Origin of the sequence: Candidatus Proelusimicrobium volucris, from assembly GCF_959605025.1 — a bacterium.
Classification (GTDB): Bacteria; Elusimicrobiota; Elusimicrobia; order Elusimicrobiales; family Elusimicrobiaceae; genus Proelusimicrobium; species Proelusimicrobium volucris.
In genome coordinates this window covers 191,402-215,748 of the sequence record NZ_CAUHCY010000003.1, presented here as the reverse complement: position 1 = coordinate 215,748, position 24,347 = coordinate 191,402, and the positions used below count along the sequence as shown (strand labels likewise).

Here is a 24,347-nt window from a genome sequence, read left to right as displayed (position 1 = left end):
TTTACTACAACCATATTTTGAGAAAAAAAAAGAAGCAGAAGATACCAACTTATCGGCTTCAACTGCCGGGGTGTATCTATCTTCTGCTAAAAATAGTATAGCGGATAATTTAGGAATAGTCAACACTAAGGCAAAGGTTTATAGTCCAAATCGAAATCCGGGAACGACGGATTTACAGTCAAAAGGGCAAGCTCAGGATGCTAAGGCTGAAGATGAGAGATGGATCACTGTCAAACCTAACGGGGAGGAAGAGAAAGGCCGCCCTGTATTACTTGATGATGATGGTACTGTAAAGGCCGGAATGGGCGGCAAGTTTAACGGCATACAAAGGGCAGGAAGCCGTTAATAAACTCCTGCAAGAGCAAAGAGGGCATATTAAAGCCGCTTTTACGCGTGAAGACATAGGCGATATTACTTTAGCTTGGGGCAATGAAGAACAAGGAATAGCACATTTAATTAAATCCCGAACGGAGAAAAGCCCATATAACGTAGATGTAATATTAGAACGGTTGACGGAAACGATAGAGAACGGACAACTCAGAAAAGGCAAATCCGGCAATTTTGAAATTTGGCACAAAGGGATAATGGTAGTAGTGCGGCCTGATTATTATGGAGAAGATATAAGATTTGTGGTTACAGGTTTTAAACAAAGAAGCCCAAATAAAAACTCAACAACTAGGGAGGACGCCGCTCCGGGGCTTTAACCCGGTCCCCTCCATTAATTGGCAGCTAGGGCGACTTTCTGCTGTCTAGTTATTGAGTATAAATAGTATAGCTAAAAAGGCGGAGTTTTTCAAGGAGTTAAGAATATGGAAGAAACAAAGAAAGAAGTTTTTAACAGGGGTGTGGCAGAATTAGTTTTTGTCGCATATTTTATGGGCGGCGGGAAAGAAGCTAAAGAAAGCTATAACGTAGCAACTAATATAGTTGACGTCTTGGAAAATATTTCTAAGAAAAACAAATCAGCTGCTTAATTTTTGAGACAGCTGTTCATCGGCAATGTGTCCGCATGTATCACATTCCCATATATTGCCGACTGTGAAACCGTGAAAGCGTCTAGGTTTATTTGTAGCACGATAAAGCCCTTTATGGCAGGAGCGACACAGATATTTATTATTATCAGAATGTTTAACAACAGCTTCTAATGCGGCAATTTTTTGTAATGCGTCATTAAGCTTCTGTTCAAGATTGTTAAATCTTTCTTCCATAAGAATGTATTTATCGTAAATTTCTTTAAGGTTTTTAAGGTTAATCATATATAGATTATACAACAAAGAACATAAAAACAAATGGCGAGCAAAGAACGCAAAATAATACGGCGGAATATCCTTTACGGTGGGGAACTGTTCCCCAGTGAGGGCATACGCAAATGGTATAAACGGGAGCTTTCGGCTTTAAGCACGGAAATGAGCCGTAAGACCATAGCCGATATTATAAAGATTTACCGCCGGGAAAATGAAAATATTAAAGCGCTTTACGCTCAGGACGCGGACAGCGCGGAAGTTTTAAAAGCGGAGCTGGACAGGCTAAATAAAGAGTTCTACGCAGTATTTACGGGCAAGGCGGAAAGTTTGGCAAAAGGCTTTGTAGAAAGGCAGTCAGATTATGCAAATATCAGCGTGAAAGGCTCTTTAAAGGCTTTCGGCACCAGTATAGGGGGCGCCAGCGGCACCACTTTTGAGGTCAATTTTTTAAAGGGTTTTTACAGCCCGCGGGATATAAAAATAAGCAAAGCGGCAATAGCGGCAAACGTGAAATTGATAAATAGCATAAATTCCGATTTTTTTAAAGAAATAGCGGAACTTATTTTTAGAAGCGTAATGAACGGCGAGGGTATAACGGCGGTAAAAGAGGGTTTAAGTAAGATAACGGGCAAATTAGACAGGCGGGTTGAGTTGATAGCAAGCGACCAAAACAAAAAGGTATACGAGGCTTTAAGCCGCAGGAAACTGTTAGATGTCGGTATAAAACAATATGAATGGGTTTATACATACGGTTCTAAAAAGCCGCAATGGGAAAGGGAATATCACAGGGATGTGCTGGCGGGGCAAATATTTAATTTGAATAAAGCGATAGTCGTAGATCCTAAAACCGGCGAAGAGGGATACCCCGGCACATTGATAAACTGCCATTGCATAAAGCGGCCGGTGATAGTTTTCAACTAAGAGGTAATAAAAATGGCTAAAGTAATAGACCACAATAACTTTTGGTATATAGAAAAGAACCCTATAAGCAGGGCGGGCATATTCCCGTATTTGGGGCGCGAAATAGGGCTTCCCGATCTTGAGGCGGATAAAATTTACAATGTTTTGCGCTCGGAAAAGGAACTTATGAACCCCGAGGCTATAAAGAGTTTTGAGCTTTTGCCAATAATCAAGGGACACAGAATGCTGGGCCCTGCGGAAAACGGTTTAACTCCGGCGGAAAATATACCACAGCAAGGAATAGTGGGCGAGGAAGTGTTTGCGCAAGGCGATACTTTGTACGCCAATATCAAAATAACCAGCGAGCAGGCAAAAGATGATATAAACAACGGTCTTAAGGAGTTGTCTTTGGGGTATTTTTGCGAATGGGTCAAAGAAAGCGGCGAATATAAGGGGCAACCATTTGGCCATAGTGCCTAGGGGGCGTATGGGGCACGGCGTAAGAGTTATGGACGCATTGCCAAGCGCGCTTGCGGGCAGTTGCGCTTGCGACAGTTTAGAACTTTCGGGCCCTTTACTCCGTCAGGCTCAGGATAACGATTTTGACGAAAGCAAAGTAAAGCGTGACGAACTTGGGCGGTTTGCGGAGGAAAATGGACTGTCCACGCAAAAGCAAACCGAGAAAGAGCAAGAACATCGAAGGCAGAGGAAAGAAGCCGAAAAAGCCATTTTTAGTCCTTCTGAAGAACTTTTGGAAAAGTTTAAAAATGAAGTTCAAAACGTTTTGGCGGACGATAAGGTATCGCCTAGAACGGAATTAAGCCTTGGAGAAACACCACAAATTTATGTTAATTTAGGTTTACCAAAAGGCGAACTAAAGACAAATAAAATGACGCTTTTAAAAGCACTTGGCAAAACCGGAAAGCACCCGCATAATGTGCCCATAAAGGTATTAGAAGAATTACCCGCACTAATAATGGACCCGCAAGCAGTTTTTAAGTCTTTAAGTACTTCTTCCAACCCAAGCGGCTATATTTCCGTATTGGACGCTGTAGATAAAGCGGGAAAACCAATTATTGCCGTGATTTCTCCCAATAAAAAGGATGAAAACGAAATTTCTTTTATACCCAGTGTTTATGAAAGAAATAATTTTAACAATTTTGTAAGCAATGTGATAAAGGAAAACGGGGTTCTCTATATAAAAGAAAGAACCGTGTTGCCTTCTCTGCACAATGCAGTTCTTCAGCGGAACACGGTTCCTACAAATAAGATACTAACAAAAGAGGATATTGTCAAGGGATATTTAGAAGAATCGCCAAAAGAACCAATAGAAATTACCGGTACGGAACTGGGCGATTATACGGATATAAAAGATTTCAGGGCTAAAGCCATTGATTGGTATAAAGCCAATTTGCAGGGCAAAACCGTCAAACACCCACAACTGGGGGAGATATTATTTAGCCGTAAAGGACGGGATGAATATGAAGCATTTTCAGGAAACCCCGATAAGTTGAAAATGGTAGTAGCCTTGTACTCTATTATTGAAACTGGCCGCTATTTAGGATCAGAGCCGTTGCATAAAATAAGAAAAGACGGGGCGATTTGTTTTCACCTGATAGAGAATATGGTGAAAATAGGGCGAGGTACAGCGCAAAAGGTTAAGGTTATCGTTTGGGAAGATACTAACGGGAAAAAGTTTTACGATTTGAAAATACCTAAAAAAGAACTTCAGTAACGGGAATCCTACACCAATTAGGAGCCGCTACTGAAGCCAACAATAGTATAGCGAATAAATAGAGAAATTTCAAGAGGTGTTTTATGAAAAAGTTGTTAGAACTATTGGGAAGTTCCAATGACGGAATAAACCTTTTTTTAGAAGAAGATTTAAGCAGTAAACAAAGCGGGGCAGACGGCATAAGCGCCGCACCCGAAAAAAAGGAGAATGCACAAATGGACAAAAGCAAAATAGCAGCAGAAATACTGGCTATTGCCTCTAAGCCTGAAAGCGAATTTGAAGATGGCAAAGAGGGGCAAATGAAAGCTGTTATCGGGTTGCTTGATAAAGTGGCCGATAATAAGTCCGCAAGCGGCGCGAATGACGATAAGGGCGCGCTTGAGGAGGATAAAGCGGATAGTGCCAATCCCTCTGAAAAGGATGAGAAGGACGATACCGCAAACGATAAAGCGCCTTGCGATAAAGATAAAGCCGAGGACGCTTTGGAAGCGCGCATAATGGAAAAAATGGCAAAAAAGCTTGCTCTTTACGAGAAAGTCTCTCCATTTACCGGAAGCTTTGACCATACCCCTATGTCTTTAGCGCAAATGGCTAAATACGCCTGTGATAAGTTAGGTATTAAAGGTATAGCCGAAGACAGCGCGGAAACGGCTTTAACGGGTTATTTGGCCGGAGCGCAAAAGCAGGTTGTGTTCCGCGAGGCGGTAAACGGTGCAGTAGGCGACGCTATGCCCGTAGAAAAAGACGCCGCTTTTGAAAAATATTTAAAGGAGGCTAACTAATGCCTATACAAACTATCGTAAACAAAGAATTACCAATCGGCGTACCCGGCGAATTTTATGATGATTCGCCGCGCAGGGTACACGCCTATGCGTTGGGAAACAATTCCGATAGTACAGCCGCCGTGGGGGTAGCTTACAGTAACACAAAGGACATTATTATAGAAAATAGCGGCTTTATTTACACGAAGTCTATTTAACAGAGAAACTGGAAGATGTGTTCAAGACCACCACTGAAGGGGCACATCTTCCAGCTTCTAAGTTAATTATAGCAAAAAAATAATGGATTACAAGGGGATACAATACGGGCAAGACAAAAATATATGCAGGCTTGAAATGCACACTTTACTTACGGAAATTATTTTGTAGATAGGATAAAAACAGAAAGTATACTGCTATGTAAAACGGCAGCAAAATATGTTGCGGCGAGTATATTAAACGCCGAGGAAGTAGGTAATGCCCTGCGTTCCGAACGCGGCGGCAGATTTGCCGATATAGACGAGGTATTGCCCGCCGATGAAATCCCAGAAGACTTGGAACTGCCGGAAGATGAAACGGCTATTGATGAGTGGGACGAAAGCAAGCACCCCCGCAAGGACAACGGGCAATTTGGCACGGGGAGCGGCGGAAAGGAAACAAAAGAAGGAAAACAGACAATAAAAACAAATGTCTGGAAAGACGAAACAAAAAAGAAAGAAGCCGAGGCACTTTTAGAAAAGGAGGACTCACAAAAAAACATTGATGATGTCCCTTCTGTTAGTTACAGAGAGGTGGGAGAAAAAGAAGCTGACAGATTAAACTCTGCTATCGGATTAGACTTAACGGGATTTGTCCACCAGTTGACAGCTGGAGGAATTCGGCACATTTTCAAATCACACGGCGATGAACAAACCGAGAAAGCCCGAGGGCAATTGCCTATAACCAAAGAAGATATTTTGCTAATTCCTCTTATTACGGGCGATTTTGACAATGTGGCTCTGGCAAAAGAAAAATCAGAGGGGCGTAATATACTTATTTACAGCAAAAAGATAGGCAATATGTATTTTTATTACGAATCAGTCGGTGGCAGGAAAAATAAGACTTTGCAACCTAAAACAATGTACAAACGAAAAGCAAAGTGAACGAATTTGATGACTGGTATACAGTCCCCGTTATCCCTAACGCCCGAAGCGATTCACTTTGCTTATAAACAGTATATCTCAAAAAGAGAGAATTTTCAAGTAATTATGAAAAAGAAAAGCAATTTTATTTTAGGCAAACCGCACTCTGTCAAAACGGGAATATTTACTATAAATACCATATAAAAGAAGAAGCAACGGACTCGGTCAAAGCTGGAATGCAATCCAGTACCGGAACCGCCGCTTCTAATAATAGTTTAGCTAAAGATGATTGGAAAATAAAGGCTATTTCGGAGAAGACGATTTAAGCAGTGGAAATTACTGGGTTGGCGGTAAAGACGTCGCCCTGGGGCTTTGCCCTGAACTTTTCATTCTAACCAAACAGCTTGAGGAGGCTTTCTCTTGTCAGAAATAACTCTAAATATAGTCAAAGAACAGTTTTTTATAAAATTTACTGCTGTCCGTTTGTGGAAGCTTTTATGTACGTACCGCAAGTGATACAAAAGATGGGTATTTTTGACATAAAGCAGAATTGGAAAAACAGCGGCTATGAGGCCTTTTTTTAATCGCACCGATATTTATTGTCGGCAAAAGATATGCGGAAGAAGTGGCAATAAAAAGGATAAAAGAAAATCAAAGGCTTTATTTGCACGAAGTGGAAATACAAGAGAGGCTGGAGCAATTTATCCAGACGTCCCAAACTCAAGACGTTAATGCCCCAGCCTTTAAGTTAATTATAGCTGATTACAAAAAAAAATACAAATACCCTTATAGGAAAGGTTATTTGGAAATTCGGAAGTGAATAAAACGGCATTACAAAATGTAGCCCAGGGAGGTTTGTCTCGGAACATTTTCCCGTTTAAGATCGGCGGGTAACTAAAACAGGGGCAATTGCGGCGTATGTGTAAGAATTGTCTATAAATTAAATCCTCACTTTTAGGCGGGGATTTTTTATTTTCATTTTTTAGCGAATTCGGCAAAAATTTAAATGGAAAAAAAGCGCTTTTTTATCTTCTTTGTGGCTATTTGTGACCATTTTAAGGGGTAAAAGTTCTTTTCCTATAAATAAAATACCCCCAATAAGAATCGAACTTATATCCCCTGCTTAGAAGGCAGGTGCTCTATCCATTGAGCTATGGGGGCGTACTTTCTACAACAAATTTTCTATAAATATTATATAAAATTTTTCGCACACGGTATCCTTTTTTATTAAATATTCCTCTTTTATGATAGAATAACCCTATGAAAAAGACCGTAATATTCGATTTGGGCGGGGTTCTTGTCGACTGGAATCCCAGATATTTTTACCGCGCAGTCTTTAACGACGACAATCGTATGGAAGACTTTTTGGCGCGCTGTTGCAATTCCGAGTGGGTTTTAAGAATGGATGAGGGTATGAGCGTTAAGGAGAATATCGCCCTCGCTCAAAAATCTTGCCCCGAATACGCCAAAGAAATCGCACTCTACGACGAGGGCTGGCACCATATGTTCGGCCCTATATTCCAAGGAACGGTGGAAATATTAAAAGAGTTAAAACAAAAGGGATATAAACTTTACGCTTTGACAAATTGGTCCGCCGAGAAATTCCCCTGGGCAAAAGAAAATTTTAATTTTTTTACTCTCTTTGACGCTATGGTCGTATCGGGACAGGAAAAATGCATAAAACCGTTCCCGAAAATATATCAAATTTTACTCTCCCGCTATAATCTTAAAGCAGAGGACTGCGTTTTTATAGACGACAATATTAAAAATGTGGAAGCCGCGCGTGAGTTGGGGTTTTCAGCAATTCGCTTCACTAGCCCGCAAGAACTTAAAAACGAACTCTCAATCCTGCTGGAAGATTAAAATCTCTTGCTTTTATACTCATTATGCATTATTATAGATAGAGTAAAGATTTTATATTAAAAAAAGAGAGGGTAAAAAAATGGAGTCTTTTAAAAAATATTTTGTAAACGTTGTAAGCAAAAAGTACATAGCTTTCGAGGGAAAAGCGGACAGGGCGGAATTTTGGTATTTCGTTTTGTACTCTTTTATAATAAGTTTCGTCTTAGGGCTTGTATTTGCGCCGCTGGCGGGCCTTTTTAACTTGGCTATATTACTGCCGTCTTTAAGCATATCGGCAAGGCGCCTTAGAGATGCCGGCCATAGCCCGTGGTGGCTGCTTACCACAATTTTCGGCATAGGTGTGTTGATCGTTATCGTTTTATGCGCTTTGCCTAGCAAAAACACTTCCCACACTAAAGCAAAATAGACAATAAAAAAGGCGGCCTCAAAAGCCGCCTTTTTATACTTGGCAATCTACTCGATAGGGGCGATATTGTCTATTGCCTTTAGTTCCTCTTCCGTAAAAGAGGGGAACGCCATCACCCCCAGATTTTCCTTGACTTGTTCCGGGCTGCTTGCGCCTATCAATACGCTTGTTACCGAGTCATCGCGCAAAACCCAGTTTAAAGCCATTTGCGCCAAAGTCTGATTGCGTTTCTTGGCGACTTCATTTAAGGCCATTATCTGCAAAAGACGCTCGGGCGTCAAATCCGCCCGTTTTAAAAAGCGTCCGTCTTTGGCTATGCGGCTGTCTTCCGGTACACCGTTTAGATATCTGTTCGTCAAAAGACCTTGCGCCAAGGGGCTGAACGCTATCAAACCGATACCGTTTCTGCGGGCATATTTCTTTAACCCGTTGCGTTCTATCGTCCTGTCAAATATGGAATACCTTATTTGATTGATTACGAAAGGACATTTCAAATCTTTAAGTATTAAAGCGGCTTGGGCGGTGGTTTCAGCGTCGTAATTGGAAATACCCGCGTATAAGGCCTTGCCAGATTTTACGGTCTGGTCCAAAGCGCCCATTGTTTCTTCCAAGGGGGTATCTTTGTCCATACGGTGGGAATAGAATATATCTACATATTCAAGCCCCATTCTTTTAAGGCTTTGATCCAAACTCGCCAAAAGATACTTCCTGCCGCCAAAATCGCCGTAAGGGCCGGGCCACATAGTGTATCCCGCTTTGGTGCTGACGATAATCTCGTCCCGGTAAGGTTTAAGATCGCCGTTTATTATCTTGCCGAAGTTCTCTTCCGCCGCGCCGGGCACGGGGCCGTAATTGTTGGCCAAATCAAAGTGGGTAATGCCGTTGTCGAAAGCGGTAAAACATATCGCTTTCATATTCTCGAAATTGTCGTTCGTGCCGAAATTGTGCCACAAACCCAAAGAAACCGCCGGCAGCTTTAATCCGCTGTTGCCGCTGCGATTGTACTTCATTTTAGAATATCTGCTTTCGTCAGCTTTATACATATATCCCTCCTACAAAAGATTGATGCCGTTTTTCGAGCATTCCTCGCGCATGCCCGAAGGCCAAAGCGAGGCTTGCACTTCCCCTATATGCGCCTTGCCCAAAAGCAACATGCAAAGGCGGCTTTGCCCTATCCCACCGCCTATCGTGAGGGGGAGTTTGTCCTCCAAAATCAGTTTATGATAATGATATTTCTTGCGTTCTTGGCAGGAGGCCGCTTCCAACTGCTTTGACAAAGACTCCGCATCAACCCTAATGCCCATGGAAGAGATTTCAAACGCTTCCCGCAGAAGATCATTATAAACCAATAAATCGCCGTTTAAGGACCAATCGTCATAATCTGGCGCGCGCCCGTCGTGCGGCAAGCCGCTTTTTAAAGCGCCGCCTATGCCGATTATAAATACAGTCTTATGTTCTTTGCAGACTGCGGTCTCCCGCTCTTTGGGCGATAGGGCGGGATATAAAGATTCCAATTCCTTGGCCGATATAAAAAATACGTCCCGCTTTATTTCAGTCTTAACTTGCGGATACTCCCTTTTAAGTTCCGCCAAAGTGTCGCAAAGCACGCCCGCTATTTTGTTTACCGTTTCCTTAAGGAAAGATAAATTGCGTTCTTTGCGGGTTATTATAAGTTCCCAATCCCATTGATCTACGTATATGGAGTGGAGATTATCGGTTTCCTCGTCGCGGCGTATGGCGTTCATATCGGTGTAAAGGCCTTGTCCAGGTTTAAAATCATAAAGTTTCAGGGCCATACGCTTCCATTTGGCCAAAGAATGTACTATCACGGCTTTGACGCCTGTTTGCTTAAGGTCAAAACTGACGGGGCGCTCAACACCGTTTAGGTCGTCGTTGAGGCCGCTTGACTCCTCCACAAACAAAGGGGCGGAAACCCTTTCAAGATTAAGCGCCAGCGCCAATTTCTTTTGGAAAGTGTCTTTTATAAATTTTATGGCTTTTTGGGTCTGCCTCAAATCGGTAGAGCTTTTGTATTCTTTGGGTATTATCAATTTCTTCATTATTAAATTGTATAAAATTATCTTACATGGGGTTCAAAATTGACAAAATACTCATTTTTTTGGTATCTTTTTAATTAGGGAGAGCCTCATATTCAATTATATATGAGGTTTTTTTAATGGTTATAACAGATCTCTCCCAAACACCACAAATAAACAAAAGCGTAAAATTGACGGAAATCGCCGCCTGCACAAACGGCAGGAGCGAATGTATTATGCTGCTTGCCACCGGCTCTTTCAGCGGGGGCGACATAAAACTGCAAGTCAGCCAAGACGATATAAACTATTATCCGCTTACCGATGAAAACGGCGTGCAAATCCTGCTTAAAGCCGATATTCCGCTATATCTCAAATTCGCCAATCTCTATTTAAAATGCGATTTGACCGGCATATCCAGCCAAGACCTTAAGGTAACGGTGCAGTAATATGAAAACTTCCCTTTTAACTTCCCTTAAGGGGAATATGGGTTTTAAGGCGGGGGAAGGCTTTATCCCTACGGAGTACAACTGGGCCAAGCCTTCTTCCTGGCCCGAACTGCGCCAAACGACGCCTGAAGGAGCTATCGGCATTTTGATAAGCGACAAATATCCCGTATTCTCTTTTTCCGTCAACTGCGAAGGGGGCTATAAAGTGCTTGTGGGACAACGGGAATACGCACTCTTTGAAAATGGGCAGCAGTGCGTAATCAATATCGCCGATTTGGCGGATTTTGAAAGCATTCTTATAAACTATCCCGAAGCCCTAACTTCTTATAGCTTAACTCTTTTGCCCGTAAACGAAAATGCGGATATAACGGGTTTCAAATGCGAAAGAAGCCAAGAGAGCGGAACCCAAGAACAAGGAGTATTATGGGTCCACCTTGCCACAGATTGCCTGATGGAAAGATTTTTGCTCTCGGACGACAACGATACCCAAAAAGTCCGTAACAGAGATTTGCGGGCGGTAACTTCCTCAAGCGGAGAAATAAAAGTAAAAAGCATATACGGCGCTTTTAACGAGTGCGGAGAACTTTCTTATCTGCCCGTTATCAATTACGGAAATTATCTCTCAAAGAATTACTGTTCTTTAAGGAACTGTTCAAAACTGAGCAAAGTTACGCTTAAAAACTTTACTCCCCAGGATACCATAAATATGTTTTACAACTCCCAAGCGCTGCGTCGGGTTATATTTGAAAATTCAAATTTTGGTTCATTAACCAATGCCTTTAATATCTTTGGCAACTGCCCAAATTTGGATATGGCTATGCTGGATTTATCTTCGGGCGATAAGCTGGAAAGGATAACCTGTGCGGGGACTTCTCAGAAACCAATGACCGGGTTTAAAGGATTGAAGGTATCTTCCGCCGCGCCGTTTACTCAAAGTGCGCCGCAAATTGATGTTTCTTATACGGGTATGGACAAAGAGAACCTTAAAAGTTTATTTGAAAGCCTGCCGCAGGTAAGCGCGGGACAAAAAATAAATATAACGGGTTCCAGCGGCAGCGCTGATTTAACCCAAGAAGATATAGCCATAGCCGTAAACAAAGGCTGGGAGGTGCTGCAATGATGTATCAACTTTCGGAAAACCCGCAAGGCCCATATTATAGAGAGCAAGACGGCAAATATTATGATTTGCTTATATGCTCCAAAGCTACGGGGCCCAAAGGGGTAAATGTAGGCTGGAAAGAATACAAATCCCTAAAAAGCGCCCTAAAAGCGCTGGGGGTAAAAGCCGGAAATGAATAAAATGAAAAATCCCTCCGTAACGGGGGGATTTTTTATGTCTTTTAAAAAAGCCTTTTCTTTTGGAGAACTTAGCGTGCCGTTATCTTATTAAAAACTACTTCCACGTTTTTTTTAAGTTCGGTCATAATCTTTTCAAACGGGCGGCCGGAAAGCGCGATAGGATCCGGCATATCCTTTTCAGTGCCGTAGGCATAATCCAAAAAAAGGAATATTTTATCGGTATATTGCGGTGCTCTGTCCAAAAGCGTATCCAATATATCCTGCGTCATAACAAGCAGCAAGTCGGCCTGCTCCAAATCTTTTACGGATACGAGAGTGGAAATATGATTCTCAAAATCGGCTCCGTTTTCTTTAAGAAAGTTCTTTATTTTCTCCGGAATGACATAATCTGGGCTTGCGTACAATCCGCGGGAAAAGACCTCTATATCCGTCCGTCCGGCTTTCAGCGCGGCCTCTTTTAAAAGGCGTTCCGCGGCAAAACTCCGGCATATATTAGCGTGGCATATAAAACATATTTTCATAATATAATCTTAATATATCAAATTTTATACAATATTAGTTAATATGGATTTATTCTTTAAAGGCTTTTTTGCTATACAGCTTTTCTTTTTGGTATTTGCTTTTGCGGGCACCACTCCGTGGGCTTTTTCCATTTTTCAAGGCTGCGCATTTATATTATCGGCGATGCTCCTCTTCAGACGGGGCCTAATCCTGACAAAACCCTTCAAAGCGGCGGCGGCGGCTTTTTTGTTTCTTATAGTCTATACTCTTATACAAGCCTGTTTTACAACGACGATTTTGGATCCCGTACCCAATTTCCCGGCCACCCTTATGCGCCTTTATACTTTGGATCACGCCGCACTTTTTCTCACTTGGTTGGCCCTTTTTGTTATAGGAAGCAATATCGCGGGCGACTTCAAATCCAATAAAGTAATAATATGGATAATAATCATTCCCGCCGTCATAATTACCTTGCTGCATATAGCGGTGCCGGGACTATATCTTAAGACTTTGATAGATTTTAACGGGGGGATAGGCCCATTCATAAACCGTAACCATGGGGGCTGTTTCTTAGCTGTTTCCGCGATACTCTGCGAGACTTTATCGGCGGTGCATTTTGCCGGGAAAAATAAATATCTCGCGGAAAATAAAAGAAATGAGTTTTACGCAAAGCAGATCTTATTCCTGTTTTTATTCTTCTTTTTGGCTTTTGCGGCCGTATTTACCCGCTCAAGAGGGACCATGCTGGCTTTGTTTACGGGCGCTTTTGTTTACTCCCTTTTCTTGGCGTATTTTTTCTTAAAAAATAGGGCAGCCAAAATTACAGCCATTATTATGGTTCTAATTTTATTTTTCGGGGGAGTATTTTTCGCCTTGAAAGAGAAAGGAGATATTAACGCCTTCGCGCATAGGACGTCTTCCCGCTCGGTAGACATAAGAAAAGACTTGTACACTTCCGCCTTAAAAGCGTTAAAAGAGCGCCCGCTATTCGGCACCGGGATAGGAGCTATGCCGATAATGATAACCAATTACACCCAACCCCTTAGAGAATACATAGAACGCCTGCACAGCGACCCGCTGGAAATCCTTTTGGGCGCGGGGATAGCCGGCACTCTTCCGCCGTTTCTGCTTACGCTTTTATTTTTCTTGTTGGCTTTAAAACGCTTAAAATACCTGCCTTTAAAGAAGCAAGTCTTCTACAGTGGGCTGATATGCGCCCTTATATCCTTTTGCATAAGCAGTGCGATAGACTTCCCGTTGTTTATACCGGCCTGCGCTTGCGTCGTATTCATTTTGGCGGGTATGCTTTGCGGAGTATCTTTTTATAGAGAAAATTATTCCAGAATAAGTATAAAATTATGGTTAAAGATTATAATATTAGCCGTTTTCTGCCTAACTTTTTACTATACTCTGCAAAAAGCGATAGCTTGGCGGTATTATTACTTCGCCAACGGTTTTAAATACGAGGGTAAAGTAGAATACTATCAAAAGGCATTGCGCTATTATCCATCGCCGCGCTACGCTTTGCGCTTGGGGGTGGAATATTATAATAAAAGCTTGGACAAAAAACTATCCCCGGAAGAAAAATCAGCCTTAAAAACCAAAGCCCACGATTTGGCGCAATCTTATCTGATTAAATATCCGCGCGAGAAGGAACTATCCCGCCTTTATATCAATACTCTCTAGTCCTTTAATGTTAGCTCCATATTTGCTAAAATAAAGTTATTATGAAATATTACAGCATTATTATATTTTTGGCTTTTGCGGCGATACTTAACGGCTGCGGCAGTCCCGCAAAAGTAAACAACAGCTTGATTACGGAAATAAATAATGGAGATATCACTCAAGACCTTAACGATTTGAAAGGAAACTCCGACTATATTTTGCAACCCGGCGACCTTGTGGAAATACAAGTCTTTATGGAAGATGATATGAAACGTATTCTCCGCATAGCCACAAACGGTACCATAACTTACCCGTTGATAGGCAATATAAAGATTTCGGGATACTCCGTTTCCGACGCGGAATACATTCTTTCTTCCGCCTTGAAAAAATACATAAAAAACCCGCAAGTATCCATGCTGATACAGGAATACGGCAATAAAACCGTATATGTGCTGGGGCAAGTGGCAAAACCGGCCGCGATACAAATACCGCCGGAAAAACCTCTTACGGTATTGGAAGCCATAACTTCCGTAGGCGGGTTTACCGATATAGCGGCAGTATCCAGGGTAAGAGTTTTGAGAATGGAGAACGGCAAACAAACCTCCATAGACGTCGACGTAACCCAAATAACCAAACAAGGCAACAAGGCTTTGGATATCCCCTTAAAACCGGGCGACGTAGTATTTGTGCCGCAAAGTATTTTTTAGGAACATAGAATATGCGTGAAGAACTTAATAATAATGAAGAGATAGACTTTAATTACTATATAGAAGTGCTTCTTAAACATTTTTGGGTTATAGCCGCCTTTATGGCGTTGGGTGCGTTTTGCGCGATAATGTTTAATACCTTCACCAGGCCCGCTTACCAAGCTACCGTGCTTATGATGATTAATCAGGAAAACGCGGGAAAACTGAACACAAATCCTTATGCTTCCTTCAGTGCGGAAGAAGATTATTACAGAACTCAATATAAACTTTTGGAAAGCAGAAACCTGCTTGAAAAAGTCTACCGCCAAATGGAGCTGAATAAATACGAGGAATTTGCAAACCCCGCCGGGGTTAAAAAACTGCTCAAAGCCATCGATATTACCCCGATAACTAGATCCCGTTTGGTAAACTTGTCGGTAACCAGTTTCGACCCTGCCCTTTCGATGGAAGTAGCCAATAATATAGCCGAAACTTTCGTCCGCGACAATATAAGCAACCGCATATCTATGGGGCAAGACGTAATAAGAGCTCTTGAAAGTACGGAAAGAAGCGAAGGTGAAGAGGAATTATTAAATTCAATGCCGCAGATAGTAAACAGCGACTTTATAAAGAATTTGAAACTGCAGGAAACCTCTTTATTGAACAAACAGGCTGAATTATCCTCCAAATATACTGCCATGCACCCGGAAGTTATTTCCGTAAAAAGGCAGCTTTCCTCGGTGCAAAACAAAATAGCATTGGAAACACAAAGGCTGGTGCAAAGTATAAAAATAGAGCTTTCGGGGCAATTTTCCGGCAACAATATCCGCATAGTGGACAATGCCGTTATGCCGGAAAAACCGATAAAGCCAAGAAAACTGTTTAACCTTGCCTTAGGGCTGTGCGTGGGTACGCTGCTTGGCATATTATTTGCTTTTATATTGGACTTCTTTGATCAAACGGTAAAAAGCTCTGAAGATTTGGAAAAGAAGCTAAGACTGCCTTTCTTGGGATTTGTACCCAAAGAGAAAATCAAGAAAAACGAAACGGAATATGCCTTTATGACGAAACAGGGCAATTTCCTTTTGGCGGAAAATATCCGCAATATAAGAACGATGCTCGCTTTCGCACAATCGCAGGCCCCGCACGAGCCGCTTTTAATAACCAGCTCTTTGCAGGGTGAGGGAAAGAGCAATCTTTCTACCAATTTAGCCGTAGCTTTGGCCCAGACGGGCAAGAAAGTACTGATAGTAGACGGCGATTTAAGGCGTTCGCGCCTGCATAAAACCTTTAGGCTTTCACCCGAGTTGGGGCTAAGCAATATTTGGACGGCGGAAGGCGAAAAGGCGGAATACGCCGCAAACGTACAAGCCGTAAAAGACGTGCCCAACCTCTATGTAATGACGGCGGGCCAAAGGCCGCCAAACCCGGCTGAACTTTTAAATACGCCCAAACTGGCGGATTTTATCGATTGGGCAAAAAAGAATTACGACCAAGTATTAATAGACTGCCCCGCCATTGTACCGGTATCCGATACTCTGCTTTGGGGCAAGTATATACCCTATGCGGTATTCGTGGTCAAATACGGCCAGACGAATACCAGAGTAGCCCAAATAGCCATTGATAAGCTAAATAAGGCGGATATAAAGATACTCGGCGCGGTAATAGGCCACTATCAGCCAAGCGGTATGGCTATCGGCAAATACGGTTATTACAAAAAGAGTTACAGCTACTATAACGAAGACAAAAAATAACCCTCGAACCTATTGCGAACTAAAAACCCCCGTACAAAAACGGGGGTTTTTTATAGCTTAAACTAATGCCTGTTTAGTCGTAGAAATAATAACGTCACCTTATTTTGGGGGAGCAATAAAGAGAAAACGGCAGTTTATCGTTTTAACTTCGCGGCATTTACTTTCAATCCGCTTTTATCTTGCTCCGCCCAAGAAGCGAATTATCTTTAAGATAAGGGGCTTCATTCCTTTTTTGTTTCTGATAAGCGAATAAAAAGAGCCTTTTTTGTTTATCAAAGCGTCAAAAAACTGCGCGCGGAAAGGACTGGGCTCGGTAGACTTCATAAAATAGGGATTGTATTGGGACATATTCTCAAAAGAAATATCCTTATAAATCAAATTATTCTTTAATTCCTCAAAAAGATCTTCGGCCTTCGGGGAATTTAACATAAGTACGGATACGCCTTTGACGTCGTACATTTCGGGTATAAAATTCTTTACGCCCCATAAGTCGGCCATGGTAAAATCCGAATATTTATCGCAGCCTTTGAAAGAACAGGCGTGGCACGAGGGCCTTTCATACAAATTTGAAATGGTAAAAGGAAGAATATAAATAATCTTAAACAACCGCCCTTTTGACCTTAACAATAAGGATTTAAAAGGCTTTAAGAGGCCCTTTATTTCGGGAAGGGAAGCCCCGTCCTTCTTTTTAATACAGAGATAGCTGGCGTCCCAGCCAAAGCGTTTATAACGGAAATCTATGGCCGAAATGTCTTGAAGGGGGAGTGTTTCCTCCAAAAATCTGCGCCATACCAACGGGGAAGGCACGCCGTGGCATATAATATCCGCCGTAATAAGCGAAGCATAGTCCCTTCCCAAATAATTTTTGAGGCCTGCTATTTGGCAAGGCGTACCGGTAAAAAGGACGGTTTTACCCTCTTGCAAAAATTTTTTGGCTAGCCTAAAGCATTCCTGCATATCGCTTTGCACATATTTGGAGCGGCGCAGTTTATCCAATTCTTGTTCGTCTTGCGCGCTTTGATGCACTACATTCCACTTCCCGTCAAAAGCCGCGCCGAATACCACGCCGCCGCGTTTAAGGGCGTATTGCGCCAATAAGGAAAACATACTGCCAGAAGATCCCGCACTCCTTATATTTTCGTCCTTATGTTTAGCGGCCATAATCCTGCCGGTATGAAAGGGGGGGGTATTGTTTATTATAGGGCATACTTTAAGACATAATCCGCATTTGACGCACAGACTATCGTCAACGTTGGGATACAAAAAGCCTTCCGCGTCGGCCTTCATTGAAATGGCATTTTTCGGGCAGATATTGCGGCAGGCACCGCAGCCGCTGCATTGGGTTTTGTCTTGAATAGATATCATTTTATTTTCTTGGAGATTATTGTTCCTATCCTCTTAAAAATATCTAGCATATTTTGTTTATCTATAATCAGGTTTATAAATAATGCCCATATAAAAAAAGCAAAAGTAAAAAGGGCCCCATATAAAATCCACTGAATAAAATTATCAATTTCAATAGGATATTTAAAAGAAATATATAATGCCGGAATGAGGGTAAACAATACAGCCGACATATTCCTAACAGTACGCATATGCGAAAGTTTTGTAATATTCTTTGGCACAAAGAACAACAAGTCTATATCCCTGTAAATATTGGATAACATCAATCCGATTACAATACCGTAAAGGCCAAGGAACTTTACCCCTATTAATCCACCTATAAGCGCGATACTTCCCTGAATAGTAGTTTGCCAACGTGTTTGTCTGTACATACCAGCCGCTACAACCATCATTCCTTGTGGCGTTTTAATATTATACAAAAGCCCATTTAATACTATTATCGTTCCTAAAGTAGGCAATATATATTCGGCATCTTTTACCCCTTTAGTATATAATGATATAAATGGTATTATAAGCAATAAAGATACACTGTATACTACGGAAATAAACAAATAGTACATTTGCTCAAATTCTCTGTATGCTTTCTGTAATGTTTTACGTTCTTTCCGTACTATTACGTCACCAAAAGAGGCAGATAACCCCGCGGTAAAAACAGAAAGTATTCCGTCTATTCCGCTTACAACCATATTATAAATCGCATAAACACTTACTTCTTTTATCTGTAAAAATACCGTCGCCAAAATTACCGGACAAGCAGATTGTATACTGCCAAGCAATTGAAGATAAAGAACATTCCATCGTTCCTTTATCGAGGAGATATCAGGTTCTACAGAATAATTGATATAGTCGTAATGCTCCTTTACGTAATACCATAGAATAAAAGAACGCACAAAAACCGATGTTAACAGTATAACTTGCAATAGAACTATGTCACATTTTGCTTTGGCTAAGAAATACGTTAAAACAACATTTAAACCCCAATAAACTATTTGGGAAATTGATATTATATAACTGCGTTGATCCGCAGTTAGCAAAACTCTGTATTTTGAAAGAGTAAAGAAATCTAAAGCGCCTGAAGTACCAAGCGCAAAAACTATAATGCTTATTTTCCAATATGGCAATATATTCCCCTTTATTATATAAGGGTAAAATAAAGCCAATAATACAACCAATGTAAGAAATATATAACCAGATAAAATATAAAATTTTTTTGACGCAGATAAAATACCGTTTATTGAACTTATATTCTTTTCCGCCAAAGGCTTATAAAGAGCATATATGCTTGCGCCGGAAATTCCAGCTTCCACCAATACAAAATAAGCTATAAATTGCGTAACAGAAGTTACTATACCGTTTATATCAGAGCCATAGGTTGTTATTATTATTCTCGGTATTATGAATGCCGCCAACATCATAATTAGCTTCTGCGACGCCATAGCAACAGAATTATTTACAAAAAATTTAGTCCTACTCACCGTATTATGCTCCCAAGATAAGAAAAGGATTTTAAACGTTCTCTTTCAATAATGGCATTTATCCTTCCCCAAGAAATTTCTTCTTCGTAATTATCGCAGATATTGTCTATCAGGCGGCCTTTCAGCCCAGTTAATTCAAGCAAATTTTCCAATCTGGAATTGACATTGCTCGGAGGGGGGAGCAAATCCACAAAAAAATCTTTATTGAAATTTATTGAAAACGCCAATCCGTGGAAAGAGTTTGTCACCACATATTTTGCCTTTAAAAAATACCCCAGCCACTCCTGTGGAGTAACCATCAGCACTTCTATTCCCTTTCTTGGGATAGGAGAAGTGGTTATCATAACAACTTTCAAGCCTTTTTTTTGCCCAAGTTCCTTGGCATAGTCGATTATTTTGGCATTATGGCTCATAAGGTATAGCAATACATAATTTTCCCTGTCTGGCATTTGCGCGACTTCAAGCCACTCGTTTTTAGTCAAAAGCAAGGTTGGGTCTATATCCCTGCGTACGGATTTTGAAGATAATCTTTCCGCCAATGGCACGCCGCAGTCTTCCCTGACTGAAATCCTCGCAAACAATTTAAGCAATGGAGCGCAAAGAGCTTCTTCCTCAGGAGTAATTTCCGGCCTTCCGAAACTTGCCGCATAAGAATATTTCTTGTTATTATCCCTTACAAAATCCAACAAATAACTGCTGTCAAAACCGTTGCCGAAGAAATTCCAAACTTGATCGCTGCCGGTTATAAAAATATCAAATTTATCATTTAGGGCGGGCAAATTATCGCGCTTTAACGGAAAGGAGTTTTTTAAGATAATATCTCTAAAAGATTTGAAATTGCGCCTTACCCTGAAATTCCAAATAGGAAAGAATATCCTTTTTACAAATTGTTTTATATTTTTTTTGTTAGGAATGCCCCTGTAATTCAAAATTAAGCTTTCCGCCCCCAATAAAGATATTGTTTTTTTTAAAGCGTAGGCCTGTAACACGGCGCCATAATTATTTGCCCAAACATAAGTCAAAATCCCTGTTTTTCTCATAATTAAGTCCTTACTATATATTTGTTTACTGTTCTGGCCAACGCCGTATTGATAAGACAGATCGTAACGAACAATTTAAATTTTAAGGATATATCTTTGACAAGAAAAAGTCTAAAATATTCTCTTTTGGCGATTTTTATTATTTCTTCGGGGTTCGCTCTGTGCGGATATAAGCGGACTTTTATAAATAAAGAGTATAAATGTTTTATATATCGTTCTTCAAAAAATTTTATCCGATTCTCGTCTTTTAAAGATCGTTCTTCATTTATAATTTCTCTAAAAACCTTTAAGGAATCAAGATCTCTCTGTTCAAAAGAAGGTTTTCCATTACTTTTGTCATAATAATACTTAGCTTTAAAACCACAGACCATACTTACATCCTTTTTACAAATATCATATAAAAATTTTAAATCCTCACTCATTCCGACTGGCGGGAAAGTAATATCATTAACAACTTCCCTTTTGTAGAGTTTGTTCCATACCGATACGAAAACGGCATTGTTAAGGAAACATTCTTTTATAGCCGCAAATCCATTTAGTATTTTTTTCTCAGAATCGTCTGCAAAAAGTTTTTGCCCGTTTCTATTTATATAGAATATATTGCAGGAAGATATATCGGCGTCGTTTTCTTTCAACAAATTTAGAAGGTATTCATACATGTCGGCAGCGATATAATCATCGGCATCTACGAAACCGATATAATTCCCCATCGCTTTTTTTAATCCCAGATTTCTAGCTTCGGAAACGCCTTTCTTTTCACTTCGGTAAACTTTAATGCGGCTGTCTTGTTCGGCCGCCGAGCGCGCGACATCAAAAGTCGCATCCGTTGAACCGTTATCCACCAAAAGTATTTCCAGATTGGAATGAGTTTGCGCTTTAATGCTTTCTATACAGTTATTTATTAAAGTTTCGCAATTGTACATCGGAACAATTATTGAAATAAGTTCGTTCATTTTTATCCCCTAAAGCAATCCATAAAATAAAAAAACACGCCCGCGGGCCAAAATATTGCCGAAAATAACGGCATATTTTTATATCCTTCCCCGTTAAAACACAAATACCGCCAATACAATACGCCCGCCTTTGCCCGTTCTTTCAGCGGGATGGACTTATCCTTTATCAGCCTGCCGTAATAAAGTTTTGTTCCTTTGGGGCTGCGGCGATATTGGCGGCGTATCGAACGGGTTAATCCGTCGGGCATATAGTCGCAGTAATACAAAATATCGCCTGTATAGCGCATAAGATGTTTTTTGGCTATTTCGCCCCAGACGACGGCCTCGTTCATAAATTTTTCGCCCTCAAATACGGGAAACGGATATTGTCTTAATACCGAGGTCTTAAACACTTCCGCCATATCACCGCGGATATGATATTTATACCTTATATCCGCCATTGAGCAATCCAAACCAGCCGAAGCCGCGCTATTGCCCAAAGGCTGTTTGTCAAAAGCCCCTGCCTTTAAACCGCAAATGCCGGCAAATCTTTCATTATCAACTACGGAGGAAAAAGACTTCTCTATCTTTTCAACGGAGTCTGACGGAAGGAAATCGTCGCTGTCTACTATAAAAAAGGCTTCCCCGCCCGCTTTTGAAACGCCTAAATTTATCGCCTTATGCTTGCCGCCGTTTTCCGTCTTGATGTATGTTATTTTGAAGGGATTGCGTTGCTCAAGCCAAGTTTTAAAAAGTTCTTGCGTGCCGTCCTTGCTGCCGTCGTCTATTACAAGCCACTCAAAATTATGGCTGCTCTGCCTTTTAAGGCTTTCGTACAATTTGCCCAAAGTATGCGCACGATTATAAGCGGGGGTGAATATCGTTATCATAATCAAATGTCCATAAAATAAAATTGATAGGACAAAAAGGAGCCGTCCCCAAAATTCGCCGCGCGGTAAAGTATCGCCATAATAGATAATGCCCCCACGGCGGCATAAGTTAATATCAAAAACGGCTTGCGCTGAGAGGGTGAAAATCTGTTTGCCACAATATTGACGGCATAAGGTATCAAAACCAATAAACTTAAATCAAAATAAGCGAAAACGCGGAACAATATTTCTATATTTCTTGTCCAAAACAGAAAAATTATCCCGAAAAAGTAAAAGAACGCCCAAATGTGGTTTCCTTTATCGGCAAGTATTTTCTTGGCGAAAGGAAGAATAATGCATAAAGCCGCGGCCATTTTCACGTATTCGACTAAATTAAGGGCATACTCTCCACCGGCGTTTTCCAAATAGTTAAGAAGGCGCGCGGACATTGAAGAAAGGCCCGGCAAAGAAGCCGTAATGCCAAGCAGCCTTTGCGGATTGATTAAAGCCGTAAAACCTATCGCGGCGACAAAAAACAATAGCCAATATTTTATGCCTTTGGTATGCTTTAAAACTTCAAAAACCAACAGCAGGGGAAGCAAAACTATTATGGATTGGTGGAATAGGAACCCGGTAAGCAGGCACAAAAGAGAATAGAGTTTGTTCTTGTCCCAAAAGTATATTACCCATAAGGACATCGACATACAAAGCATCTGCCTGTTAAGAACCATATTGTAAAAGAAGAAGTAACACGCCATATAGAACAGCAAGGCGAATTTAGGGTATTTTACGTGTTTTTCCAAAAAAATCACCATTATGCTTATCGCAGCCAAGCTGTAAACAAACAGAAAAGCGTTATAAGAAAACCCCAATCCGGAAAATAGATTATTTATTATGGCATAGCCAGCTTCCGCCGACATATAGTTAAGCGTTAAGCCGTAATATATATCTTGGTAAACATAGAAATCGCTCCCGCCCATATTGCGCCACCCCGCAAGCATCGCAAGCAATATTATGCACATCAGCGCGCCGAATTTGCGCAATTTGGGTATAAAATCGGTAAAACTTAACGCGGCCACTGCCGAATAAATGGTAAGAAAATAAATCATAGTCCGTTTAGATATAAATCTCCGTAACCTTCCGCCATCTTTTGCAGGGAGTAAGAGTCCCTTATCATTTTAACTGCGGCCTCTCTCTTGGCGGGGGAATATTCTTGCGCGGCAATTCCTATCGCTTTAGCCAACTCTTTGTAATCGCCCCTCTTGAAAAAGGAAACAGCCTCATTGCCGCGCAAATTGGAGTAAGCCTCTATATCGCTTAAAATTACGGGCAGCCCGCAGGAGAGAGCCTCATACACCGTAAGGTGGAAACTCTCCGTAAGCGATGTGGATATGTAAAAATCCGCAGCCTGCAAATATTTGTGTATCTCAGGGCAAAAACCCGTAAACATTATGTTTTTCTGCCCGTCCAACATCGTTTGCATTTCCGAAAGCAAAGGCCCATCGCCGCAAAAAACGAAAAAGTCCTTTTCCTCTTTCAAAGCCATTACCGCTTTTGCAAGGGTGGGGAAATCTTTTCTCTTTATAAATACGCCCGCCCATATAAAAATTTTTTTATCTTGCGGCAATTTCAAAACGCGCCGCAAAGCGGCCTTATCTCCGTCATAAGGCTTAAATTTTTCCGTATCCACGCCATTGTTTACATAAGCGTAATCGACGTCCGGTTTTTTGCGCCTTAAAATAGCCGCCAGCATTTGCGAACAACATACTCTCTTATCTGCGGAAGATAAAGCCCAAGTAAACGCTTTGGCCATTATAGCCCCTTTAATTCCGCCGTAGGCCAAAGCATAATCTTCCTCATAATCGCAATGAATTTCCGACACCCGCTTATATCCCTTAACAAATAACGCGCAATATACCGCCGAACGGAAACAATGCGTATGTATTATATCGGGTTTAATTTCTTCAATTTTGCGTTTTAAAGCCCGCCCCGCACAAAAAATCCCCTTTATGCGGCTTAAATTTAGGGAGTACACCTCTATCCCCTTAGACTGCAGTTCTTGTTTCCAAGAATTATTCTCGTCTTCCTCGGGCGAAAGAGTTAGAACCATAGGCTTAAAAACCCTTCCGTCCAAATTTAGTGCCGTACCCGCCAAGATATTTGTGGGGCCCGTTCGTTTCAAGGTGGAAATTATATAAAGGACTTTCTTCATA

At 41.2% G+C, this 24,347-nt stretch carries 27 protein-coding genes and 1 tRNA gene; 16 read left to right on the top strand and 12 right to left on the bottom strand.

What is annotated here, in order from left to right:
* The first annotated feature begins 353 nt into the window (after positions 1-353).
* On the top strand, positions 354-704 hold the full coding sequence (locus tag ACQY3M_RS04450; protein WP_428066329.1) for a hypothetical protein: 351 nt from the start codon (positions 354-356) through the stop codon (positions 702-704).
* A gap of 105 nt (positions 705-809) precedes the next feature.
* On the top strand, positions 810-974 hold the full coding sequence (locus tag ACQY3M_RS04445) for a hypothetical protein (RefSeq protein WP_428066312.1): 165 nt from the start codon (positions 810-812) through the stop codon (positions 972-974).
* Here the strand turns inward: ACQY3M_RS04445 and ACQY3M_RS04440 are convergent.
* Positions 963-1,256 (bottom strand): hypothetical protein, encoded by a 294-nt coding sequence (locus tag ACQY3M_RS04440; protein ID WP_428066311.1) that lies wholly within the window; start codon positions 1,254-1,256, stop codon positions 963-965. The genes ACQY3M_RS04445 and ACQY3M_RS04440 overlap by 12 nt on opposite strands.
* Positions 1,257-1,289: 33 nt before the next feature.
* Here ACQY3M_RS04440 and ACQY3M_RS04435 point away from each other — a divergent pair, with 33 nt between their 5' ends.
* The 6 genes from ACQY3M_RS04435 to ACQY3M_RS04410 all read left to right on the top strand — a co-directional run bounded on the left by ACQY3M_RS04435 (position 1,290) and on the right by ACQY3M_RS04410 (position 5,779).
* Positions 1,290-2,165 carry a phage minor head protein gene (locus tag ACQY3M_RS04435; protein ID WP_428066310.1) on the top strand — a complete coding sequence of 292 codons (876 nt, stop codon included), beginning with the start codon at positions 1,290-1,292 and terminating at the stop codon, positions 2,163-2,165.
* Positions 2,166-2,177: 12 nt separating this feature from the next.
* Positions 2,178-2,624 carry a DUF2213 domain-containing protein gene (locus ACQY3M_RS04430; RefSeq protein ID WP_428066308.1) on the top strand — a complete coding sequence of 149 codons (447 nt, stop codon included), beginning with the start codon at positions 2,178-2,180 and terminating at the stop codon, positions 2,622-2,624.
* A gap of 271 nt (positions 2,625-2,895) precedes the next feature.
* The gene (locus ACQY3M_RS04425; RefSeq protein ID WP_428066307.1) at positions 2,896-3,879 is read left to right on the top strand and encodes a hypothetical protein; all 984 of its coding nucleotides are present in this window, start codon (positions 2,896-2,898) and stop codon (positions 3,877-3,879) included.
* Between the two features lie 83 nt (positions 3,880-3,962).
* Entirely contained in the window at positions 3,963-4,661 is a 699-nt protein-coding gene (locus ACQY3M_RS04420; protein ID WP_428066306.1) for a hypothetical protein, read from the top strand.
* Entirely contained in the window at positions 4,661-4,858 is a 198-nt protein-coding gene (locus ACQY3M_RS04415) for a hypothetical protein (protein ID WP_428066305.1), read from the top strand. Before ACQY3M_RS04420 ends, ACQY3M_RS04415 begins: the two co-directional genes overlap by 1 nt.
* Positions 4,859-5,164: 306 nt before the next feature.
* A complete protein-coding gene (locus ACQY3M_RS04410; RefSeq protein WP_428066304.1) occupies positions 5,165-5,779 on the top strand; it encodes a hypothetical protein in 615 nt (204 codons plus the stop codon).
* 1,068 nt (positions 5,780-6,847) lie between these two features.
* On the opposite strand, the gene ACQY3M_RS04405 is transcribed toward ACQY3M_RS04410, so the two are convergent.
* Positions 6,848-6,919 (bottom strand) — tRNA-Arg (locus tag ACQY3M_RS04405).
* A 99-nt stretch (positions 6,920-7,018) separates the two neighbouring features.
* On the opposite strand from ACQY3M_RS04405, the gene ACQY3M_RS04400 reads away from it, so the two are divergent.
* Positions 7,019-7,621, top strand: coding sequence for an HAD family hydrolase (locus ACQY3M_RS04400; RefSeq protein ID WP_428066303.1), 603 nt, complete (start codon positions 7,019-7,021; stop codon positions 7,619-7,621).
* A gap of 79 nt (positions 7,622-7,700) precedes the next feature.
* Positions 7,701-8,027: a DUF805 domain-containing protein gene (locus ACQY3M_RS04395; protein WP_428066301.1), complete on the top strand. Its 327-nt coding sequence runs from the start codon at positions 7,701-7,703 to the stop codon at positions 8,025-8,027.
* 47 nt (positions 8,028-8,074) lie between these two features.
* Here ACQY3M_RS04395 and ACQY3M_RS04390 read toward each other — a convergent pair whose 3' ends face one another.
* On the bottom strand, positions 8,075-9,070 hold the full coding sequence (locus ACQY3M_RS04390) for an aldo/keto reductase (protein WP_428066300.1): 996 nt from the start codon (positions 9,068-9,070) through the stop codon (positions 8,075-8,077).
* A gap of 9 nt (positions 9,071-9,079) precedes the next feature.
* The gene (asnA, locus tag ACQY3M_RS04385; protein WP_428066299.1) at positions 9,080-10,087 is read right to left on the bottom strand and encodes an aspartate--ammonia ligase; all 1,008 of its coding nucleotides are present in this window, start codon (positions 10,085-10,087) and stop codon (positions 9,080-9,082) included.
* A gap of 116 nt (positions 10,088-10,203) precedes the next feature.
* Here asnA and ACQY3M_RS04380 point away from each other — a divergent pair, with 116 nt between their 5' ends.
* The 3 genes from ACQY3M_RS04380 to ACQY3M_RS04370 are packed head-to-tail and all read left to right on the top strand — an operon-like array spanning position 10,204 to position 11,808.
* A complete protein-coding gene (locus ACQY3M_RS04380) occupies positions 10,204-10,509 on the top strand; it encodes a hypothetical protein (RefSeq protein ID WP_428066298.1) in 306 nt (101 codons plus the stop codon).
* A 1-nt stretch (position 10,510) separates the two neighbouring features.
* Positions 10,511-11,629: a hypothetical protein gene (locus tag ACQY3M_RS04375; protein ID WP_428066296.1), complete on the top strand. Its 1,119-nt coding sequence runs from the start codon at positions 10,511-10,513 to the stop codon at positions 11,627-11,629.
* Positions 11,626-11,808 carry a hypothetical protein gene (locus ACQY3M_RS04370; protein ID WP_428066295.1) on the top strand — a complete coding sequence of 61 codons (183 nt, stop codon included), beginning with the start codon at positions 11,626-11,628 and terminating at the stop codon, positions 11,806-11,808. The genes ACQY3M_RS04375 and ACQY3M_RS04370 overlap by 4 nt, the downstream gene beginning before the upstream one ends.
* Positions 11,809-11,876: 68 nt before the next feature.
* On the opposite strand, the gene ACQY3M_RS04365 is transcribed toward ACQY3M_RS04370, so the two are convergent.
* Positions 11,877-12,329: a hypothetical protein gene (locus tag ACQY3M_RS04365; protein WP_428066293.1), complete on the bottom strand. Its 453-nt coding sequence runs from the start codon at positions 12,327-12,329 to the stop codon at positions 11,877-11,879.
* A gap of 43 nt (positions 12,330-12,372) precedes the next feature.
* On the opposite strand from ACQY3M_RS04365, the gene ACQY3M_RS04360 reads away from it, so the two are divergent.
* The 3 genes from ACQY3M_RS04360 to ACQY3M_RS04350 are packed head-to-tail and all read left to right on the top strand — an operon-like array spanning position 12,373 to position 16,414.
* A complete protein-coding gene (locus ACQY3M_RS04360; protein ID WP_428066291.1) occupies positions 12,373-13,995 on the top strand; it encodes an O-antigen ligase family protein in 1,623 nt (540 codons plus the stop codon).
* Positions 13,996-14,036: 41 nt separating this feature from the next.
* Positions 14,037-14,681: a polysaccharide biosynthesis/export family protein gene (locus tag ACQY3M_RS04355; RefSeq protein WP_428066289.1), complete on the top strand. Its 645-nt coding sequence runs from the start codon at positions 14,037-14,039 to the stop codon at positions 14,679-14,681.
* An 11-nt stretch (positions 14,682-14,692) separates the two neighbouring features.
* Positions 14,693-16,414 carry a GumC family protein gene (locus ACQY3M_RS04350; RefSeq protein ID WP_428066288.1) on the top strand — a complete coding sequence of 574 codons (1,722 nt, stop codon included), beginning with the start codon at positions 14,693-14,695 and terminating at the stop codon, positions 16,412-16,414.
* Between the two features lie 174 nt (positions 16,415-16,588).
* Here ACQY3M_RS04350 and ACQY3M_RS04345 read toward each other — a convergent pair whose 3' ends face one another.
* The 7 genes from ACQY3M_RS04345 to ACQY3M_RS04315 are packed head-to-tail and all read right to left on the bottom strand — an operon-like array spanning position 16,589 to position 24,346.
* A complete protein-coding gene (locus tag ACQY3M_RS04345; RefSeq protein WP_428066287.1) occupies positions 16,589-17,779 on the bottom strand; it encodes a Coenzyme F420 hydrogenase/dehydrogenase, beta subunit C-terminal domain in 1,191 nt (396 codons plus the stop codon).
* Entirely contained in the window at positions 17,776-19,233 is a 1,458-nt protein-coding gene (locus tag ACQY3M_RS04340; RefSeq protein WP_428066285.1) for a lipopolysaccharide biosynthesis protein, read from the bottom strand. Before ACQY3M_RS04340 ends, ACQY3M_RS04345 begins: the two co-directional genes overlap by 4 nt.
* 56 nt (positions 19,234-19,289) lie before the next feature.
* On the bottom strand, positions 19,290-20,333 hold the full coding sequence (locus ACQY3M_RS04335) for a polysaccharide pyruvyl transferase family protein (RefSeq protein WP_428066283.1): 1,044 nt from the start codon (positions 20,331-20,333) through the stop codon (positions 19,290-19,292).
* A gap of 2 nt (positions 20,334-20,335) precedes the next feature.
* Positions 20,336-21,286, bottom strand: coding sequence for a glycosyltransferase family 2 protein (locus ACQY3M_RS04330; RefSeq protein WP_428066282.1), 951 nt, complete (start codon positions 21,284-21,286; stop codon positions 20,336-20,338).
* A gap of 2 nt (positions 21,287-21,288) precedes the next feature.
* The gene (locus ACQY3M_RS04325; protein ID WP_428066281.1) at positions 21,289-22,155 is read right to left on the bottom strand and encodes a glycosyltransferase family A protein; all 867 of its coding nucleotides are present in this window, start codon (positions 22,153-22,155) and stop codon (positions 21,289-21,291) included.
* 2 nt (positions 22,156-22,157) lie between these two features.
* Positions 22,158-23,243 (bottom strand): EpsG family protein, encoded by a 1,086-nt coding sequence (locus ACQY3M_RS04320; protein ID WP_428066280.1) that lies wholly within the window; start codon positions 23,241-23,243, stop codon positions 22,158-22,160.
* On the bottom strand, positions 23,240-24,346 hold the full coding sequence (locus tag ACQY3M_RS04315) for a glycosyltransferase family 4 protein (RefSeq protein WP_428066279.1): 1,107 nt from the start codon (positions 24,344-24,346) through the stop codon (positions 23,240-23,242). Before ACQY3M_RS04315 ends, ACQY3M_RS04320 begins: the two co-directional genes overlap by 4 nt.
* Position 24,347: the final 1 nt, after the last annotated feature.